Origin of the sequence: Dyella dinghuensis (assembly GCF_003977615.1) — a bacterium.
Classification (GTDB): domain Bacteria; phylum Pseudomonadota; class Gammaproteobacteria; order Xanthomonadales; family Rhodanobacteraceae; genus Dyella_B; species Dyella_B dinghuensis.
Window position 1 is genome coordinate 357,796 of sequence record NZ_RYZR01000007.1, and the last position, 19,286, is coordinate 377,081.

Genomic DNA, 19,286 nt, shown 5'->3' on the forward strand with positions numbered 1-19,286 from the left:
GCTTGATTTCATTTGCATTTTAATTTCAGCGATTAACGCAGCAGATTGACCTTCGCCAGGTCGATCAGTTCACCGCCGCGTCCATCAAGCACTGCTTTCATCATAAAGAGACCGAATTTGTAAGCCTCGTCGAATGTCGTCTTCGGCGGCATGGCCAGTTCTTGCCTGACGCTTACCACGTCCACCAGCGCAGGGCCGTCATGCGAAAGCGCTTCGGTCAGCGCGGCGCGAAGGTCTTCGGGGCGCTCTACGCGAATGCCTTTGACACCAACGGCGTTCGCCATTTGCGCAAAGTTGGGGTTGATCAAATCGCAGCCGGAATCGATGAAACCGTTCGCTTTCATCTCCATCTCGACGAAGCCCAGCGTGCCGTTGTTCAGCACGACGATCTTTACGGGTAGATCCAACTGTGTCAGCGTCAGAAAATCGCCCATCATCATGGCGAAGCCGCCGTCGCCCGACATGGATATCACTTGACGCTCGGGATGAGCGACTTGCGCGCCGATGGCATGCAACATCGCATTCGCCATGGAACCATGATTGAAGGAGCCGACAATGCGACGCTTGCCGTTGACCTTCAGGTAACGTGCGGTCCACAAGATCGGTGAGCCAACGTCGCAGGTGAAAATGGCATCGTCCGCGGCCAATTCACTCACTAGTTTTGTCACGTACTGGGGATGGATAAGATCGCTGCCGCGCCTTGGGTCGGCTAGCTCATCGAGTCCTTCACGGGCTTTTTTGTAATGCGCCAATGCCGCGTCCAGATGGCTGGAGTCGGTTTTCTCCGCAATGGTTGGAACAAGCATCTGCAGCGTCTCACGGACGTCGCCGATCAAACCAAGCTCAAGTGGGCAGCGATTGCCAAGTGCCTCGGGACGCGCATCGATCTGTGCGATCTTGGCGTGTGTCGGAAAGAACTGCCGGTAGGGAAAGTCGGTGCCGAGCAACAGCAAGGTGTCGCAATCTTTCATGGCGGCATAGCCGGATGAAAAGCCGACGAGCCCGGTCATGCCGACATCGTAGGGATTGTCGTATTCCAGGAACTCCTTGCCGCGCAGCGTATGCACGATCGGCGCCTTCAAACGGCGAGCCAATTCCACAACTTCATCGTGCGCGCCGGCGCAACCGGCACCACAGAACAGGGTGACTCGTTTGCCATCCTTGAGTAGATTGGTCAGTCGTTTGAGATCCTTTATCGACGGATGCAGGATCGGTTTCGAAGGCGTCACCCAGCGAGGCACTTCAGCGACGGCATCTTTCAGCGATACATCGCCTGGAATGACGACGACGCCCACGCCACGCCGCCCGACCGCTGCGCGCATGGCCCTGCCAAGCACTTGCGGCAACTGTGCAGGATTGGAAACCAGTTCTACGTAATGACTGCATTCCCTGAAAAGGATTTCCGGGTGCGTCGCCTGAAAATAGTCGATGCCGATTTCGCTGCTTGGAATATGCGAGGCAATCGCCAACACCGGCACACCGCTGCGATGGCAATCGAACAAGCCATTGATGAGGTGAAGATTGCCCGGTCCGCAACTGCCTGCACAAACGGCGAGCTCACCCGTCAAATGCGCTTCGGCGCCTGCGGCGAACGCTGCCGCTTCCTCATGACGCATATGCAGCCATTCGATCGAGTTGCGACGGAAAGCATCGGTCAGCCCATTCAGCGAATCGCCGACAACACCATAAACGTGTTTGACGCCCGCCTGTTCCAGGACTTTGGCGACATAATCGGCGGAGGACATGGCCATGGTGGTGATCTCCCGGGTCTTGAAGTGAGGAGCGCGCCTTGCTGCGCAGCGCGGCAAGAGGGTGGGTGCATGGCACTCGACGATTGCGTTGCAGGGGAATGCCGACGGCTTTCAAGACATTAGCGCGATAGGCCGTAGTGGGCTTGTACGTGTCTGACCGCGCATGGACGAAATCCATATGTCGCTGTCAATTGTTAACGCAGCGCGAATATGTCTTTCGAGAAGCGAGTAGATGCGCGGATAGCAACAAACGTCATTCGTCGCGGCCGCTGAAGTGCCGGCGAGACTTGATCGACGCACGCGCGGCTTCCATCGCGTGCCAAGGCAGGATCAGCTCGACCATGGTGCCGCGTGGATGGGCCCTTCGGATCGTCAGTTGGCCATCGAGTTTCGCTGCACGTTCGCGCATGCCGGCGATGCCCCAATGCCCCTCTTTTTGCTTGTCCTGGATTTGCTGTTCGGTGATACCGATACCGTTGTCCGTGATATCTACCGTAAGAGCTTTCTCGGTGTAATTGACGGATACGACGATCCACTCGGCCTGGGCGTGCTTGAAAGCATTGATGACGGCTTCCCGCACGATGGCGATCATTTCTTCGCACGACTCGGCGCGAAGTGGTCGTGCCTCGCCCTCGACGCGTACGGAGAAGCGCGCGTCTGAATGAATCGCTGCATCGTTGCCGATGGTTTTCAGCTTTTCTATCAGATGTGCGTGATCGGGTTCTCCATGACGAAGCGCACTGATGGCGTCACGTCCTTCGATCAGCGCTGCGCGCATTTTTTCTTCGATCTTGGTTATTCGCAGTCGCTGCGTATCCGATAGATCCTGGCTGTTGGATAGCATCTCCACTTGCAGAAGAACGCCTTGCATGCCTTGCAGTAAGGTGTCGTGCAGATCGCGTGCAATGCGCTCGCGCTCGGCGAGACGCTCTATCATGAGAAGCCGGTAGCGCCGCTCGATAAGCCCAAGGCGGAGCAGGTAGATCATCCAAAGGGCAAGCACAACGACACCTGCGATAAGCGCCTTGAACCACATCGTCTGGTAGAAGGCAGGCATGATCGTGAAATTCAATGTTGCCGGTTGCGGACTCGCGACACCGTCTTCGTTAAAGGCAACGACCTCGAAGTGATAGCTTCCCGGTTGCATATTGGTATAGAAGGCTTCGCGCCGGCCTGCGTCGTCCTGCCAATCGCCATCGACTTCTTTAAGCCGATAACGGAAATGCACGCGCTCCGGCATGGATAGCGCCGGCGCTGTATAGGCAATCTGGATGTTGCGCGTGCTCGGCGGCAACGATGGCACAGACGATGCGGGCCAGTTGGAATTGCCCGACGCGAGCATGCTGATGGTTACGTTCGGTGCAATCGCATTGCGGCGGATGTGAGCCGGGTCTATCCAGGAAAGATTTTGCTTGGTCGCGACCCATATGCGTCCGTCCGTGCTTTCGACCATCGTTGGCCCAGGGCGGATGGGAAGCGGCGCGCCGTTGATGCCGTCCGCTTGGGTGAATAGCTCGAAACTTGGCGTGTAATTGGGCTGCTTGAGCCACATTGCCATCTCGCTTGCATTAATCCGATAGACACCGTCGGGTCCGTTGAGCCATAGCTCGCCAGCTTGCGTTTGGACGACACCCGATGCGCTGCGAAAGGCGTTGTCGCCTTTTCCGATCAAATTCTTGAACGCACCCGATGGAAACAAGTGCGCGACACCTTTGTCACCGGTAGCCCAGACGTGACCGCCACGCACTTGCAGGCCGAGTACATTTCCCACATTCAAGCCGTTGCTGCTGTCGTAGAGCGTTACTTGGGTGCGGTCGACGACGGCAATGCGGCTGCCGGGATACGTCAACCAGATGTGTCCGGACTCATCGCCCATGACGCGAATGGCCGCTCCACTAGGTAAGGCTTTCAGGCCGCCGTTGAGGGTCCAGGTTCCGTTGGACAACTTGAAGACGCCGACTTTGACGATGGACATCCAGATGTCACCCGCTGCATCTTCCGCGATACCTTGGCAACCTTGCAGGTATCGGCCACCGGCCAGATCAATCAACGTCCCGGGCGGCGGCGGAACGTGGGTAACGTGGGAGCCGTCATACGTTTCTACATCATCTCTTCCCGGCATCCATACGGCGCCGTGACTGTCTACCATTGAACAGTCTGCACCGAGTCCAAAGCCGGCAATACGGACAGGATCCTGGTCGTCCTTCAGATACAAACCATATTCCCGAAGGCTGCCTACCCATAAGCCGCCGTGTGTATCGGCAGCGATGGTGACGTTAGTCACTTCGTTCGGGAACTTGTTCGGGAAGTGAACCGGCGTAAATTTTCCGATCGAAAAGCGGTCGATGCCGCCGTCCGTCGCCACCCAGACATTGGATTCGCGATCCATGAAATAAATCAACGCGAATTGGCCCGTCAATCCGTTGCTTCGATCAAAGCGTTCCTCGTTGGGAGGCGCATTATTTCCATCGCTCCAACGAGCTCGCGTGACGCCTTCCTGATCTTCACGCGTGAACCACAATGCGCCCGATGGATCGCGCAAGCTTGCCCAGTAGGGATAGTTTTTCGTCAACGCTACGCCAGCGGGAAGACCGATCAGATCGTGCTTGGCTTGCAAAAAATCGACAGGCTGCCATTGATTGCTATGCTCATTGAGCACGTAGGCGGTGTCAGTATCGATGAGATAGAGCTTTCCGTTGACGTCTCCAAATGCTTGCGGCTGACGACCGGGATAGCCTTGAGCTGAGCCAACCGTTTCCCAATGATCGTCCTTCTGCCGGGCTACACCGCGCGTCGTTGCAATCCAGAGTGTTCCGTTCCTGGTCCTTGCAAAACCGATGACACTTCCACCGGGGAGCACGGTGGCGGGGGTATTCGATACTTTTCCATCGTGCAGCAGGCTTATCCCGCCGAATGTGTAGCCGATCCACAAGTCGCCATTGGATTCTGCATACAGCGAAAAGACGTTCGTGCTTGGCAACAGGCGAGTCACACTCTTATCAAAACGTACCCCATCAAATCGGTACAAACCGTTTTGCGTTGCAATCCATAGAAAGCCGTCCGGCGTCTGGGCTATCCATGTTGCGTTGGATGGCGCGCCATCCCGGGATAGATAGGCACGGTGCTGAAGCTGGCTCAGCTGCAATCGGTAAGGTGTCTGCGGAGAGAGTGGGGCGACGATGTGCGGGGGTTCGACACACCATGCCTTTGGCGAGAAAAAGAGGACAGTCAATAGCAGGCACGCGAAAGATGCATGCACGTACCGCTCGCGGGTGCCGGCCAATCGCGCGACCAAAAGCAGGGCGTTCTTGCCGACGGCATTGATGCCCATGGAGCGACACGGATGGATGCGTTACACCTATTAAGCACCACGATAGTCCAGGGTCGCAAGCCGTGTTCGGTTGAATGGCGATAGCGAAACGAATCAAAAGCGATCTTTGGTGTTGACAAGGTGTAACGTTTTTGAACATACGCGCTTCAAATTGAACAAAACTGCCGCCGGTTGAGACGCACAACTACCCGTTTGGGGGGCGTAGAATCGAAGGCTGGTCGATACAGTCGCGGGTAACCTGGGTGAGCGGCCAAGGTAAACCGATGAGCGCAAGATCCTCAGTCGTTCAAGCGCCCCGACGGGTGGAAACGGCCTACGCCATCGCGTGGGGATTCGCCGCCGTTTTCTATTTCCTGGAATACGCCTCGCGCTCAGCGCCGGCGGTAATGATCCCCGAACTATCGCAGGCGTTTAGCGTCACGGCGCTTGGTGTCAGCACCATCCTGGGGCTGTATTACTACACCTATTCGACCACCAGCCTGGTGGCGGGCGTCCTTCTCGATCGTTATGGTGCGCGTTACGTCGTGCCTTCGGGCATGGCGTTGCTTGCGATAGGTTGTTTGCTATTCGCCATTCCCCAGGATTCGGTGGGAAGCACCGGACGTCTTTTGCAGGGCGCTGGCTCGGCGTTCGCTTTTACCGGTGCGGTATATCTCGCGTCGCATGGGTTCTCCGCAAAGAGCCTCGCGACGGCGATTGGATTCACCCAGTGTTTCGGTATGTTGGGTGGGTCGATGGGCCAGATCGCGGTCGGTCCGCTGATCCATGGTTTTGCCAACATCCATCAATTCTGGATAGGGATGGGTGTTGTTGTGTTGGTGGTTGCAGTTGGTTTGCTGCTTGTGACGCCGCGCGAGGAGCATGTCGCCACGGTCGGTGAAAAACGGAATTTCCTCACGCCTTATAAAGTCGTTCTAACCAATCCACAGTCGTACCTGTGCGGTATCGTCTCCGGTCTTCTGTTTGCGCCAACAACCATTGGCGACATGGTCTGGGGTGTTCGTCTGTTCCAGGAAGACAAATTATTCAGCTACCACGACGCGGTCTTCGCCATTTCCATGGTGCCCTTTGGCTGGGTCTTCGGTTGCCCACTCTTCGGTTGGCTGGCCGATCGCTTGCACCGTAGAAAACTCGCACTCCTTATTGGCGTAAGCGCAATGCTTGTGTGTGCTTTGCAGCTGACGTTTCTACCGAATGCATTGCCGAGTTGGGTAACGTTATTTGTATTCGGCATTTCCTCCGGCGCCGCCATGATTCCCTACACGATCATCAAGGAAGCCAATCCGGATTACGTCAAAGGAAGCGCCACAGGTGCCATCAACTTCATCACCTTCAGCATTACGGCATTCCTTGGCCCCGTTTTTTCCAAGCATATTGGACGAACGATCGGTGCGCCCACGATCAGTCCGGAGCACCATTTTTTTGAGTCGGGCCTCTTCTGGATTGCAGTGATCGGAATGGCTCTTGTCGTGTCGTTCGCGTTGCGCGAGACGGGAAAGGCCGAAGCAGCCAAATGACGATCCTGCAGAAACACATCGCTGCGCCGCACTGCCACTCAACGACACCACATCGATAAACGTATGCCCCTCTATACGCTGGTTACGCAGAAAGGCACGCTTGATCGCCAAGCCAAAGGCCGGTTGGCGAAACAATTGACGTCGTTTCACTCGGAATATGCCGGCGTGCCGCAAAATTGGGTGCACGTCGTGTTCCACGATTTTCAACCCGGCGACGGCTTCACGGCGGGCGAAGAGGCGCCTACTGCAGCGCTCACGCTGCTGATTCGCACCGGAAGATCGAATGAATATAAAAAAGGTCTGCTGACTAAGTTGTGGCAACTGTTTCAGGCAGCGACTGGTGCGCCCGATGATCAAATTGTCATTGGCATACAAGAAGTCTCGCCTAGCCAGGCCATGGAAATGGGGCAGATCATGCCTGACATTGCAGAGAAAGAATAAAGGCCGTGGCGTAACGAAAGTAGCCGCTTCGATCTATCTCGAGAGCGCTGTCTTGCGTTGATTATGACGCTGGAAGTGATCCAGGTTGGACGCCAAGCGTTTTATTTTGGCCAATACGAGCGCGATGCTTTACCTGCAGCTGCTGCGGCTGCATGGCGTTTCAATCGAATGCGTTCGACCCACAGCGGCACGAGTGACAATAGCGCCAGCGCACCGAGCGGTCCGATAACGCCGGGATCGAAGAACAGATCGATACTCAGGGTTCGTCCGTGACTGAGTGCTTGACCAAGGCCAGCACCGATGGAAGTCTCGAATAACAGCATGATGGTTCCGCCAAACCAGGTCGCGCCCAGAAACAACCACAGCGGGCAACGCAGCCACGCGAGTGCGACGGTGAGCAATCCGAAGGGTGCGGCAGGTACCAGTCGCAGAAACAGCGTGTAGACCACGGGATGACGTTCGAAGCCGTGATGCAGTTTTTCCGCAATCGCCGGCGGATGCTTGCTGCCTGCGCCGAAGGCATAGCGGCTGGCGAGAAACAGGATGAGCGATCCCAGCGTAAGGCCGATGGATGAGTACAGCGTGCCCTGGACAATGCCGAAGGCAAAACCGCCCGCGAGAATCAGTATGATCGTGAACGGAATGCCCGTGCACGTCGCCAGCGTAAGCAGTCCGATATACAGCAGGCGACTCAGCCAGGGATCCTGATTGATGTGCGCACGAACCTGTTGCTGGTGTGCCACGAGTTGTTCGGGATGGAAGCGATCAAAGACGCCCGATGCGACCAACACGACACCTGCCACGATCAGCAGAAGAAGCGGCAACGCGGCGCGCAGGCGGTTCAATAGCTTTCCCCTCGGGCGCCGTATTCGGCGAGAACGTGGCGTGCCTGATCGCGCAGAATATCGCGGCGCACCGCGATACCGCGTCGCTCCAGCTCGCCGACCCAATCCGCCGGAAGCGGGCCTTCGTCGAACTCGGTGAGTTCTTCCACGTCTTCGGCGCGTGCACCGATAAGCAACGTGTCGATGCCCGCCCATACGCTGGCGCCATAGCACTGGCAACAGGGCTGCGAACTGGTGGCGAGCGTGTAATGACCGCCCTGTTCGTTCAAGCGATAACTCGCCAAACGTTGCTGCGCCGCCATGAACGCCAGCATTTCCGCATGTGCGACCGAGCAGGTTTGCGGCACCACGCGATTGGCCGCGGCGGAAATCAGCCGGCCATGTTCGTCAAACACGGCCGCACCGAATGGGCCACCGCTGCCATGTTGAATGTTTCGCCGGGACAGCTCGATCGCCAGCTCCACACGCTCTTCGTCGGTGAGGTAGCGCCGGCTTGCGTCGGCGACTTCTTCGATCCAGGGCGGCAGGGTAAGGTGGATCTGCAGCGGCAGCATCATGCTCAGGTTGCCTGCTTGGTCCAGGTGTCGCGCAGGGTGACCGTGCGATTGAAGACGGGGGCATAGGCACGATGATCGATGCGATCGGCGACGAAATAGCCGAGGCGTTCGAACTGATAGCGCTGCTCCGGCGCCGCGTTGGCCGCTTCGGGTTCCAGCCAGCCGCGCACGACGCGCTTGGCATCTGGATTGATATGTTCGATCCAGGATTTGCCGTCGCTTTCGTCGTCCGGCGTCGGCACGTTGAAAAGGCGGTCGTACAGGCGAATGTCGGTGGCGACGGCGTGCTTGGCGCTGACCCAGTGGATCGTGCCTTTCACCTTGCGATCGGCACCAGGCATGCCGGAGCGGGATTCAAGATCGAGTGTGCAGTGCAATGCCGTCACGTTGCCGTCCGCGTCCTTGATCAACTGCTCGCACTTTACGATACCTACGCCGCGCAGGCGTACTTCGCCGTCGGGCTTCAGACGATGGAAACCTTTCGGCGGCACTTCGGCGAAGTCTTCGCGTTCGATCCATAGCTCGCGCGAGAATGGAACCGTGCGCGTGCCGGCGCTTTCGTTCTTCGGATGATTGGAGAACGTGAGCGATTCTTCGTGGCCGTCGGGCAAGTTAGTGATGACCAGTTTGAGCGGATCGATGACGGCCATGCGACGCTGTGCGCTGGCGTCGAGATCTTCGCGCACGCAGTTTTCGAAGATGGTGTAGTCGATCACGCTGTTCTGCTTGCTGACGCCGAGACGTTCGATCAGCAGGCGAATACCACCCGGCGTGAAGCCACGGCGGCGCAGGCCGCGCAAGGTATTCATGCGCGGATCGTCCCAACCGTCGACCAGCTTTTCGCTCACTAACTGCGCAAGTTTGCGCTTGCTGGTGATGCTGTAGGTGAGATTGAGGCGCGAGAACTCGATCTGTCGTGGTTTGGCCGGCTCCGTGCGGAAACCGTTGTCGCGCATGTGCTGCCACAGTTCCGGATGGTTCGGCAGATCGACGTTGTCCACGAACCAGTCGTAGAGCGGGCGGTGATCTTCGAACTCCAGCGTGCACAGCGAATGCGTGATGCCTTCCAGCGCATCGGACAGGCAATGCGCGTAGTCGTACATCGGGTAAATTGGCCATGCGTCACCGGTGTTCTGGTGGGTGACTTTGCGGATGCGGTAGATCGCCGGATCGCGCAAATTCATGTTGCCCGAGGTCATGTCGATCTTCGCGCGCAACGTCTTGCTGCCGTCGGCGAATTCACCCGCGCGCATGCGGGCGAACAGGTCTAGGTTTTCCTCCACGCTGCGATCGCGGAAGGGCGAGTTGCGACCGGGCTCGGTGAGCGTGCCGCGGTATTCGCGCATCTGATCGGCGGTGAGGTCGTCCACGTAAGCGTGGCCGTCCTGAATCAGCTTGATTCCGGCGCGATAGAACACCTCGAAGTAGTCGGAGGCGTGGCGCAGGTCGTGCCATTCGTAGCCCAGCCAGCGGACGTCGTCCTTGATGCCTTCGACGAACTCGGGGTCTTCCTTGCCGGGGTTAGTGTCGTCCAGGCGCAGGTTGCACCAGCCGGCGAATTCGCGGGCGATGCCGAAATCGAGGCAGATGGCCTTGGCATGGCCGATATGCAGGTAGCCATTGGGCTCGGGCGGGAAGCGCGTGCGGATGGCGTGGTGCTTGCCCTTGGCGAGGTCGTCACGAACGATCTGGCGTATGAAATCGCGCGGCGCGTCGGTCTCAGGGGTGTCGGCAGGCTTGGCGGCGGCAGATTCGATAGACATCGGGACGGACTACGCACTTTAGAGGCGGGAATCCCCAAGTTTAACCGCTGGATGGCATTACGTAACTGCGGCCGCGTTCAGCGTTTTCCAGCGGCCAGATCGAGGTAGCGACGATGCAGGGTGGCGACCTGTTCATCTAGCGCGGCTTCGGGGCCACTGTTCTCGATAACATCATCGGCAAGGGCCAGCCGGCCGGCGCGCGAGGCCTGGCTGGCCAGGATGCGGGCGGCGAGGTCCTCTGCGATGCCGTCGCGTATGACCAGGCGGAGGATCTGCGTCTCCTCGGGCGCATCGACCACAAGGATGCGGTCGACCCAACGGTAGTGGCCGATGTTTTCTGTCAGTAATGGAATGGCCAGGATGACATACGGGCCGCTGTCGGCTTGCGCGTGTTCGAGCATCCATTGACGTATGCGCGGATGCACGATGGCTTCCAGCGTCCGGCGTGCAGCAGGATCGACGAAGATGCGCTGGCGCATCGCCGGGCGGTCGAGTCCGCCCTGGGCATTCAGCACCTCATCGCCGAACGCGGCGACGATCGATGCCAGCCCATCACTGCCGGGCTCTACCACGACGCGTGCGGCGTGATCGGCGTCGTACACCGCCACGCCCAGCGCTTCAAAGCGGTGCGCTACCGCGCTTTTGCCGGAGGCGATGCCGCCGGTGAGGGCTACGGTAAATGGCATCGCTCGTTCATCCCATTCCGGTGAAGCTCATATACGCCTGCCACAGGTAGGGGCCGGCGATAAACCATATCCAGCCGGCCATGGCGATGAACGGGCCGAAGGGCATCGGTATTTCGCGTCCGTGCTTGCGCAGGGCGATCATGGTGCCCCCGATCAGTGCACCCACCAGCGATGACAGCAGAATAATTGGCAGCAGCGCGCCAGGCCCCATCCAGGCACCCATCACGGCCAGCAGTTTGAAGTCACCAAACCCCATGCCTTCCTTGCCGGTGAGCAGTTTGAAGAGCCAATACACGCTCCACAGGCTCATGTAGCCGATGGCGGCTCCGAGTATCGCGGCTTTGGGTTCGACGAATACGGGAATCAGGCTGAGCAGCAGCCCGACCCAGAGCGTGGGCAAGGTGAGCTGATCGGGCAGCAACTGGGTGCGCATATCGATGCCCGACGCCGCAACGAGCACCCACGTGAAGAACAGGCCGGCCAGGGCAGCCCAGGTCGGGCCCAATTTCCAAACGATGATGGCGCTCAGGACTGCGGTGAGCAGCTCGACGAACGGATACTGGATCGAAATAGGCGTACGGCAGTAGCGGCAGCGGCCGCGCAGGAACAGCCAGCTGAGAACCGGAATGTTGTCACCAACACCAAGGGAGTGCTTGCAATGCGGGCAATGCGACGGCTCTCTTACGACGCCTGGCGGAAGCAGCGCTTCCTCCGATTCCAGCTCGAGAATGTCCCGCGCTTCGCGCCGCCACTGGGCTTCCAGGCGTTTCGGCAGGCGCAGGATCACGACATTCAAAAAACTGCCGACGACCAAGCCCAGCACAGCAGCGACGGCAATCCACGCAATCAACGGCAAGTCGGGCATGCCCGGCTCCAGAGCAAATGAGATGCGTGGGATATTAACCGGCGACCGCGCCTGCCAGCTTGAAGATAGGCAGATACAGCGATACCACCATGCCACCGACCACCGTACCCAGAACCACCATGATCAAGGGTTCCATCAGCGTGGACAGGGTGTCGACGGAGTTGTTGACCTCTTCCTCGTAGAATTCGGCCACCTTGAACAGCATGCTGTCCAACGCACCGGATTCTTCACCGATAGCCGTCATCTGCACGACCATGTTGGGGAACAGGCCCGTCTGGCGCATGGCCAGCTGAAGCTGGTGACCTACCGCGACGTCGTCGCGCATCTGCTTGACGGCATCACTGTAGACGATGCTGCCCGTCGCGCCGGCCACGGAGTCAAGTGCTTCTACCAGCGGTACACCAGCATGGAAAGTCACACCCAAAGTGCGCGCAAAGCGCGCGATCGCCGACTGCCGCAAAATATTGCCGAGGACCGGGAATTTCAGCATGAGGCGGTCCAGGAAATGCGCAAATTTTGTTGAACGCCTCTTTGCAAACACGATGGCAAAGGGTACGGCAACAACTCCAAAAAGGACGATGTACCAATAGCTCTGCATGAACTGCGATGCACTCACGACAATGAGCGTGGGTGCGGGAAGCTCGGCACCAGCCTGTTTGAAGGTGTTCGCAAACACCGGCACAACGAACAGCAGCATGATCACGCAGACCAGAGCGGCGACTGCCATCACCATCAAGGGATAGAACATCGCCTTCTTAATCTTGCTCTTGATGCTCTCCATGCGCTCTTTATAGGTTGCCACCGTATCGAGCACGGTATCGAGCACACCGGCCGATTCACCTGCGCGCACCAGATTGCGGTACAGCTCATCGAACTGAATTGGATAGAGATGGAGTGCTTCGTGTAGGGACGATCCACCCTCGATGCTTTGTTTGACATTAATAAGCATCGTTTTGAAACGCGGATTCTTCTGTCCGTCTGCAATAATGTCGAAGGCCTGCACCATGGGCACACCAGATGCCATCATGGTGGCGATCTGACGGCTGAAGATGGCGACGTCCCGTGGCTTGACCGTTTTGCCGGATCCGCCAAACAACGGTTTTGACTGCTCCTTGACGTTCTGGGGATTCATGCCCTGGCGACGCAGTTCCGCTTTTACCAGCGTCGCGTTCTTGGACTGCATGGATCCCTTCATGCGCTTGCCGCGCTTATCCAGTGCAACCCAGTCGTAGGTCGGCATCTGGGTAACCTGGGCGCGCGAGGCGACTTGTGCTCGGGCGTTTTTCGCGGCTGTTACAGTGGCCATGCGTTCATTTCCCCCAATAATCCGGTCCAGCTTCGGCGAATGCGTCAGGCAGGACAATCTGTAGCTTACGTTACTTCATCGGATGTTTCCGTGGCCCGTAGCGCAAGTCCGGCACAAAACATCCTAAAAGGTCGACGTGGTTATCAGTCCTTGGTCACTCGGTCGATTTCGGCCAGGCTCGTTACGCCGTCCTTGACCTTCTTCAGGGCGGAGGCGCGCAGATCGTTGATACCAGCTTTCTGGGCGACTTCAGCGATCTGAAGAGCATTGGCGCCCTGCAGAATAATCTTCTGAATGTCTTCCAGCATGGGCATGACCTGATAGATGCCCACGCGGCCCTTGTAGCCCTCGTTGCATTCGCCGCAACCCCCGGCTTCATAAAGCGTGAGACCGGCGTCGATATCTTCCTGGGTAAAGCCAGCAGCCAGCAAGACATTCGGTGGCAGCTGCTGGGGTTTCTTGCAGCTGTGCAGTCGACGAGCAAGACGTTGTGCAATGACCAGCGTGACCGAAGACGTAATGTTATACGGCGCAATGCCCATGTTCATCAGGCGCGCCACGGTCTGGGGCGCGTCGTTGGTATGCAGGGTGGACAGCACCATGTGACCGGTCTGCGCGGCCTTGATGGCAATTTCCGCGGTTTCCAGGTCGCGAATTTCGCCCACCATGATTACGTCCGGATCTTGGCGCAAGAACGAGCGGAGCGCCGCAGCGAAGGTCATGCCCCGCTTGACGTTCTGTTGAACCTGGTTGATGCCTTCAACGCGAATTTCGACAGGGTCCTCCACGGTCGAAATGTTGCGCTCGGCCGTATTGAGAATATTGAGTGCCGTGTAAAGCGAAACCGTCTTACCCGAACCCGTCGGGCCGGTGACCAGCACCATGCCGTAGGGCTTGTGCATGGCTTCCAGATAGAGCTTTTTCTGATCTTCGTCGTAGCCGAGCTTGTCAATGCCCAGCTTGGCAGAGGAGCTATCGAGAATACGCAGCACCACCTTCTCGCCAAACAAGGTCGGCAGGGTGCTTACGCGAAAGTCCATCGCATGGCTCTTGGACAGGTTCAGCTTGATGCGTCCGTCCTGCGGCACGCGGCGCTCCGCGATATCCAGACCTGCCATGACCTTCAGGCGTGCAGAGATGCGGTTAGCCAATTTCATCGGCGGACTGGCTACCGCTCGCAACATGCCATCCATGCGTAGACGCACACGATATTGCGACTCGAATGGCTCGAAATGGATGTCAGATGCGCCTCGGCGAATGGCATCCACCAAAATCTTATTTACGAACTTCACTACCGGCGCGTCGGAATTTGCGTCGATGTCACTGCCAGAAGACGGCCCTTCTTCATCGCTGCCCGTTTCAAGCGCAAGGTCGTCCAGCTCGCCGCCACCCATGTCGGGGACGTTATTGCTCATGTTGCTGATGGCGCCTTCGATGGCTCGCGTCAGCTGCGTGCGCTCCACCAGGATGGGTTCCACCATGCAGTTGGAGTGGAACTTGATCTCATCCAGGGCATGCAACTGCATAGGGTCGGCAATACCCACAAACAGCCGCTTTCCGCGCTGAAGCAACGGAAGCACCTGATGCTTGCTGATCAACTCTTCACTAATCAGCTTGAGTGGCATGCTCGATGGTGCGACGGCGGTCACATCCATCATCGGCATGCCGAACTCAGCGGACGCCACCTGGGCCAAGCGGTGGCTGTCCACAAGGTTCTGTTCGAGCAGCCACGCTGTAAGCGTTTTCTTGTTCTGGCTGCAATCGGTAACTGCTTTGCGTGCATCGGCCTCCGGCAACAGACCTTCGGACACAAGCCGACGGGCCATACCCGACAGCCCCAAGGCGGATGGTTGTGGTTGCGATGACATGATGAACCTAGCTTAGTCCCCTGATTGGGTTTGAATTTACCGCACATTACCCCGGCAAGCTATGGCTTTCCGGGGTTCGGCAGACGGGAGACCGCTAACCCGCTTTTCCCGGCCCGGAAGGGGCGCCAAATCTGAGTTTCAACGCTTCGTCGAAGTCGCCTCAATGGATTTGAGAACGGCCAGAAAGACCTGATGCCGTCTGGCACGAACCTCGGGGGGCATCAATCTGAGCGACGCCTGCTCGGTCTCATTGGCTTCGGCCGTCTTTCCTAGCAATGCCAAGCCTGCCGCGAGCTCCATGTGCGAGTCCGGGTTAGAAGGCTCTCTCGCAACCGCTTCGCGGAGTGTCTCTTCCGCGGCGGCTGGGGGACTCTGCAGTAACAGAAGCGAAGCCTTTATCTTGAAGTAAAAGACGTAATTTCCTGGTTCTACTAAACCATTTGTCCGGTCAATTCGGTCGACGTAGAACTCAGCGAGCTTCGTATCGTTGTGCCTTAGCGCCAAGATAGCAGCGTTCAACATGCAGGACGGACAAGGCACGTTTTCAGCAACGACGCTATGGATTACCTGCCACGCGTGAGCCTCATCTCCTGCACTTATGTACGCGCCGATGAGTTGTTCCTTCGCAGCAATAAAGTCTGGATTTTCCTGCACCGCCCATTGCCAAAGCTGCACTTGGTAAGACCAAAGTGGGATGGTCTGGCGAATATTCGTTATCGATAGTGCAAGCCATACGAGAAGGCTGAAATAACCGGCCATGGAAGCTGTGCGGACGCTACCTTTTGGTATGGGCAACTCCAGCAGAACAAGAGGAAGTAGCGAGCAAGCCAGGGCAAGTGGAGTCATGGCATAGCGTTCGTGATACAGACTCGTATCGAGATACGCAGGTACGATGTGCAGAACCGGCATGATGGCGAATGTCACCACCATAATCAGGCCGCCCACGTAGGAGCGCCGAAGCGTGAGCCAGATGCCGATTAACACGATGCCGAAAGCGGCAAAGTCCCGAAGCAGCAAGCTTGCCTTGAACGTGAAGAAGGGCGCCATAGGCAGCGGGTGCATGGGACCCATGCCCGCCATAGGCCAGAAAAATAACCGCCAGTAACGCAGATAAAGAAAGCAAACTTCCTGCATGCGAGCCCAGGGGCTGAGTTGATCAATCCCCGACATCAGCGCTAGCGTGCCCATGGCCCAGTGGCGAAAGCACAGATAAGCAATGCCAGCTCCGAGCATCAATAGATAAACCGGCCAATGGCGCTTTAAGACGTCCCAAACCTGGGTTCTTAGAGGAGTTCCAGGTGAGGCGTTGAGCGCAAACCAGTCCAGGATCACCAATACGAACGGGAGAACCGCGGTCGATTCCTTGGCGCATGCTCCGAGAAAGAAGCAAGTTGCCACCACAACGGCGCGGTTCCATCTCTGGCGGAGTAATACATTACATAGCAGCGCCACCAACATGAAAAACGTGGCAACAAGATCGAACTGGCAACCTATCCACGTGACGGCTTCCACAAGGAGAGGGTGCAGCCCATAAAGCAATGTGGGAATGGCAACGACTTGCCAGCGTTTTGCTGACGGATATCGATCGCGGGTCAAAGCTGCTGCTAAGGCGCCTACCAGTAGGGTATTGGCTGCATGCAGAATCAACGATACGGCGTGCATGGGGCCTGGATGTGCATCGAAAGTGCGCACTTCAAGCGTAAATAGTGCTATGACCAGTGGTCGAAAATAATTGGCCCAGTTGTTGAAGTCGTGAAAGATGAAATGTCGCCATTCGTCGCCATGGCGTATCCACGGATTTAGCTGGAAAGTCGCAACGTCATTCCAGACGAATTGCGCATGCAGAACCGGCCAGTAGGTTGTTACGACAACGGCCACGGCAGCCAAAGCAATGATGCCCAATACGCCCTTGCTTCCGCCTGCGGAGAAGCTGGAAGGTAAGTTCAATGCTAACCCCTGGAGTCGTTTTCAACGGTACATCCTATCATCGGGGCTGCCCTGAGCGTTTGTGTGAACCTGCCCATTTCCGCAAGCGACGCTATGATTTCGCGCCACTACGGGGGCGATAGCGTTGCCGCACCTTGGCACTATTTGGCGGCTAGAGGGAAGCGGCAGCATGAGTGGGCGGTAAGTGTGGCCAAGCATGACCCAATTCAATTCACAGATCTAAACGGAGTGACTTTAGAATGATGAAAAGTATTTTGCGCCGTGTCCGCAATGCGGGTCGTTGGATGCGCTGCTCGTCTTTGCAAGTGATTTGCTCATGAGTCGGGCGGCGAAAGCTAGCTAATTAGTTGATTCAAGAAATAACTAAGTAAGGATGTAAATAAACATGCCGACTCATCCGTTCGTCACATGGAAGTCAACAATCTTTGTTTTTTTTGTCGCGTTGGCGCTTCTGTTGTTGTCGATGGATCGCACAATGAATATCTACGACGAAGGGATTGTCCTAACAGATGCACAGCTGACCTTGCATGGTGCCGTAGTGCACCGCGACTTTCATTCTGTATACGGCCCTGGTTCTTACGCAATTCTCGCTTTTCTTTTTTGGCTATTCAGTCCGAGCTTCATCGTCGCTCGTCTTTTTGGCGTAACCGTACAAGCGCTGATAGTTACTCTTGCTTTTGCAATTCTAAGGGCTCGCGTAGACATTCGGATTGCGATTGGTTTTGTCGCGATTTGCCTGATGTGGTTGATCGCCAGCGCAAACTATCTATATCCCACCTATCCGTGTTTGCTATTGACACTGGTTGGTTCAGGGGCATTGATGAGTCGGGGGGCGGCCACGCGTCGCTCTGCATTACTTGTCGCGGGATGTTGCTGCGGTCTAAGTACCTACTTTCGTTACGATGCAGGCTTCTTCGTATTTGTGGCATATGCACTAGCGATCACGCTATTTGTGATGAAAGAGCAAGAGTCGCGTAGTCTAGGGCTCCAACGCGTTCTTCGCAGCGTCTCATTACTGGCACTTGGGGCATTTGTTGTCTTTATGCCTGGACTCATCGTATATCTTGCGACTTCACCACTATCTGCATTCCGTGCAGATATCATTGACTACGGATTGAAAATTTACCCGTCGACTAGAGCTTTGCCATTCCCAGGTGTTCAGGCATTGCTGATTGATCCAGCTCAGTTTGGCGTTTACCTGACGCCGGTTGTTGTTGTATTGGCGATACCCATGGCATCGCGTGAATATGCTTCCATTGGGCACGATAAGACAATGAGTGATCAACAGAGCGGTGTGCCGTTTGCACTGCTATTTGGCCTGCTGTCAATTGTTTTGTACTACAAGGGTTTTGTGCGGGTATCGGTTTCGCAGATGATTTTTGCAATTGTCCCGGCTTTGGCGTTATTCGCTTTTTTGATCGAAAAATATCGAAAAGATCGAGGTTGGCTTCGACTAACCACGGTAGTCGCGGCGTCAGTAATTGTTTCGACCTCGGTGATTGCAGCGGCGGACCAATTTGGTCCGTTTCAGTATGATCCGCAACGCTACGTCTTCGGGCTGTTTGAGCAGCGCATTGGTTTGCTCGATCGCGAGCCGCAACTAAGTGATCGGTGTCTTGCATGGACCGGTATGAGGTTCGCCTTGCTGAAACCACCCTACCTTCTGGTTGGGCGATACATAAACCGGCACACCGATCAAAACGAACGCATATTGGTGGGCTTAGATAGGCACGACAAGATTTTTATAAATCCAATGTCGCTCTACTACGCTTCGGATAGGCTGCCAGGTACGCGCTGGTCACAATATGACCCGGGAATTCAAAATTCTCAAGAAATACAGGGCGAAATGATTAAAGATCTGAAGCGTAACGATGTGCGTTACGTTGTGCGTGATACATCCTTCGATAGCAAAAAGGAGCCTAATGAAAGTGCTATAAGTACGGGAGTGCATCTGTTGGACTATTACTTGGCAGCTCAATATAGGCCAATAGCAAAATCGGGAAATGTGCAAGTGTGGTTGAGGAACGATGTTGTGGCGGCGATGGACGATGACGTTCCTACGTGTCGCCTAGAGTCAATGGATGCATCCACATCTGGCTCTATCGGGCGCTAGGCGCCTGCTGCAATGAGTAATAAATGTTTGATGATTTGGCGAACATGCGAGCGATGTGATTGAGCTTAGGGTCCGTCTGAGTTTCTGCTATAGCCTTTGCGTGTTTTGCTGACTGGCATGAGGGCGACGTCAACTCGATCCGCTGTAGAATTGGTTCGAAGTAAGAGGCTGGCTTGGATGTCCGCGTGTACGCCATTAGGGTGAGCTATGAATGGGTGGGGGCCAGATGAATTGGAAGCAGGTGTTGTATGCCCGTCATGTGGCTCACGCACGAAAGCTTTGACGCTGTATCAAGA

13 protein-coding genes are annotated in these 19,286 nt (G+C 56.6%); 3 read left to right on the top strand and 10 right to left on the bottom strand.

The window, feature by feature from the left end:
- Nucleotides 1-32: 32 nt before the first annotated feature.
- Nucleotides 33-1,751 carry a ubiquinone-dependent pyruvate dehydrogenase gene (gene poxB, locus EKH79_RS15400; RefSeq protein WP_126674708.1) on the bottom strand — a complete coding sequence of 573 codons (1,719 nt, stop codon included), beginning with the start codon at nt 1,749-1,751 and terminating at the stop codon, nt 33-35.
- A 253-nt stretch (nt 1,752-2,004) separates the two neighbouring features.
- A complete protein-coding gene (locus EKH79_RS15405) occupies nt 2,005-5,082 on the bottom strand; it encodes a sensor histidine kinase (RefSeq protein WP_126674709.1) in 3,078 nt (1,025 codons plus the stop codon).
- A 263-nt stretch (nt 5,083-5,345) separates the two neighbouring features.
- On the opposite strand from EKH79_RS15405, the gene EKH79_RS15410 reads away from it, so the two are divergent.
- Nucleotides 5,346-6,599, top strand: coding sequence for an MFS transporter (locus EKH79_RS15410; RefSeq protein ID WP_126674710.1), 1,254 nt, complete (start codon nt 5,346-5,348; stop codon nt 6,597-6,599).
- 63 nt (nt 6,600-6,662) lie between these two features.
- A complete protein-coding gene (locus EKH79_RS15415; protein ID WP_126674711.1) occupies nt 6,663-7,040 on the top strand; it encodes a tautomerase family protein in 378 nt (125 codons plus the stop codon).
- A 101-nt stretch (nt 7,041-7,141) separates the two neighbouring features.
- Here EKH79_RS15415 and EKH79_RS15420 read toward each other — a convergent pair whose 3' ends face one another.
- From EKH79_RS15420 to EKH79_RS15455, 8 genes are all read right to left on the bottom strand, one after another.
- On the bottom strand, nt 7,142-7,885 hold the full coding sequence (locus EKH79_RS15420; RefSeq protein WP_126674712.1) for a TVP38/TMEM64 family protein: 744 nt from the start codon (nt 7,883-7,885) through the stop codon (nt 7,142-7,144).
- On the bottom strand, nt 7,882-8,439 hold the full coding sequence (locus tag EKH79_RS15425; RefSeq protein WP_126675052.1) for a nucleoside deaminase: 558 nt from the start codon (nt 8,437-8,439) through the stop codon (nt 7,882-7,884). Before EKH79_RS15425 ends, EKH79_RS15420 begins: the two co-directional genes overlap by 4 nt.
- A gap of 5 nt (nt 8,440-8,444) precedes the next feature.
- Nucleotides 8,445-10,205, bottom strand: a complete 1,761-nt coding sequence (locus EKH79_RS15430) for a glutamine--tRNA ligase/YqeY domain fusion protein (RefSeq protein ID WP_126674713.1) — start codon at nt 10,203-10,205, stop codon at nt 8,445-8,447.
- Between the two features lie 77 nt (nt 10,206-10,282).
- Complete coding sequence (gene coaE, locus EKH79_RS15435; protein ID WP_126674714.1) at nt 10,283-10,891, bottom strand: dephospho-CoA kinase; 609 nt, start codon at nt 10,889-10,891, stop codon at nt 10,283-10,285.
- Between the two features lie 7 nt (nt 10,892-10,898).
- Nucleotides 10,899-11,756, bottom strand: coding sequence for a prepilin peptidase (locus tag EKH79_RS15440; RefSeq protein ID WP_126674715.1), 858 nt, complete (start codon nt 11,754-11,756; stop codon nt 10,899-10,901).
- Nucleotides 11,757-11,790: 34 nt separating this feature from the next.
- Nucleotides 11,791-13,062 (bottom strand): type II secretion system F family protein, encoded by a 1,272-nt coding sequence (locus tag EKH79_RS15445; RefSeq protein ID WP_126674716.1) that lies wholly within the window; start codon nt 13,060-13,062, stop codon nt 11,791-11,793.
- A 143-nt stretch (nt 13,063-13,205) separates the two neighbouring features.
- Nucleotides 13,206-14,930 carry a type IV-A pilus assembly ATPase PilB gene (gene pilB / locus EKH79_RS15450; RefSeq protein WP_126674717.1) on the bottom strand — a complete coding sequence of 575 codons (1,725 nt, stop codon included), beginning with the start codon at nt 14,928-14,930 and terminating at the stop codon, nt 13,206-13,208.
- A 138-nt stretch (nt 14,931-15,068) separates the two neighbouring features.
- On the bottom strand, nt 15,069-16,877 hold the full coding sequence (locus tag EKH79_RS15455) for a tetratricopeptide repeat protein (RefSeq protein WP_126674718.1): 1,809 nt from the start codon (nt 16,875-16,877) through the stop codon (nt 15,069-15,071).
- A 385-nt stretch (nt 16,878-17,262) separates the two neighbouring features.
- On the opposite strand from EKH79_RS15455, the gene EKH79_RS15460 reads away from it, so the two are divergent.
- On the top strand, nt 17,263-18,990 hold the full coding sequence (locus EKH79_RS15460; protein ID WP_126674719.1) for an ArnT family glycosyltransferase: 1,728 nt from the start codon (nt 17,263-17,265) through the stop codon (nt 18,988-18,990).
- Nucleotides 18,991-19,286: the final 296 nt, after the last annotated feature.

Excerpts from the sequence above, each read along its gene's own strand:
- EKH79_RS15440 (WP_126674715.1), bottom strand. The coding sequence starts at position 11,756 with ATGCCCGACTTGCCGTTGATTGCGTGGATTGCCGTCGCTGCTGTGCTG.
- EKH79_RS15425 (WP_126675052.1), bottom strand. The coding sequence starts at position 8,439 with ATGCTGCCGCTGCAGATCCACCTTACCCTGCCGCCCTGGATCGAAGAA.
- EKH79_RS15405 (WP_126674709.1), bottom strand. The coding sequence starts at position 5,082 with ATGGGCATCAATGCCGTCGGCAAGAACGCCCTGCTTTTGGTCGCGCGA.
- pilB (WP_126674717.1), bottom strand. The coding sequence starts at position 14,930 with ATGTCATCGCAACCACAACCATCCGCCTTGGGGCTGTCGGGTATGGCC.
- poxB (WP_126674708.1), bottom strand. The coding sequence starts at position 1,751 with ATGGCCATGTCCTCCGCCGATTATGTCGCCAAAGTCCTGGAACAGGCG.
- EKH79_RS15460 (WP_126674719.1), top strand. The coding sequence starts at position 17,263 with ATGCCGACTCATCCGTTCGTCACATGGAAGTCAACAATCTTTGTTTTT.
- EKH79_RS15410 (WP_126674710.1), top strand. The coding sequence starts at position 5,346 with ATGAGCGCAAGATCCTCAGTCGTTCAAGCGCCCCGACGGGTGGAAACG.
- EKH79_RS15430 (WP_126674713.1), bottom strand. The coding sequence starts at position 10,205 with ATGTCTATCGAATCTGCCGCCGCCAAGCCTGCCGACACCCCTGAGACC.
- coaE (WP_126674714.1), bottom strand. The coding sequence starts at position 10,891 with ATGCCATTTACCGTAGCCCTCACCGGCGGCATCGCCTCCGGCAAAAGC.
- EKH79_RS15445 (WP_126674716.1), bottom strand. The coding sequence starts at position 13,062 with ATGGCCACTGTAACAGCCGCGAAAAACGCCCGAGCACAAGTCGCCTCG.
- EKH79_RS15415 (WP_126674711.1), top strand. The coding sequence starts at position 6,663 with ATGCCCCTCTATACGCTGGTTACGCAGAAAGGCACGCTTGATCGCCAA.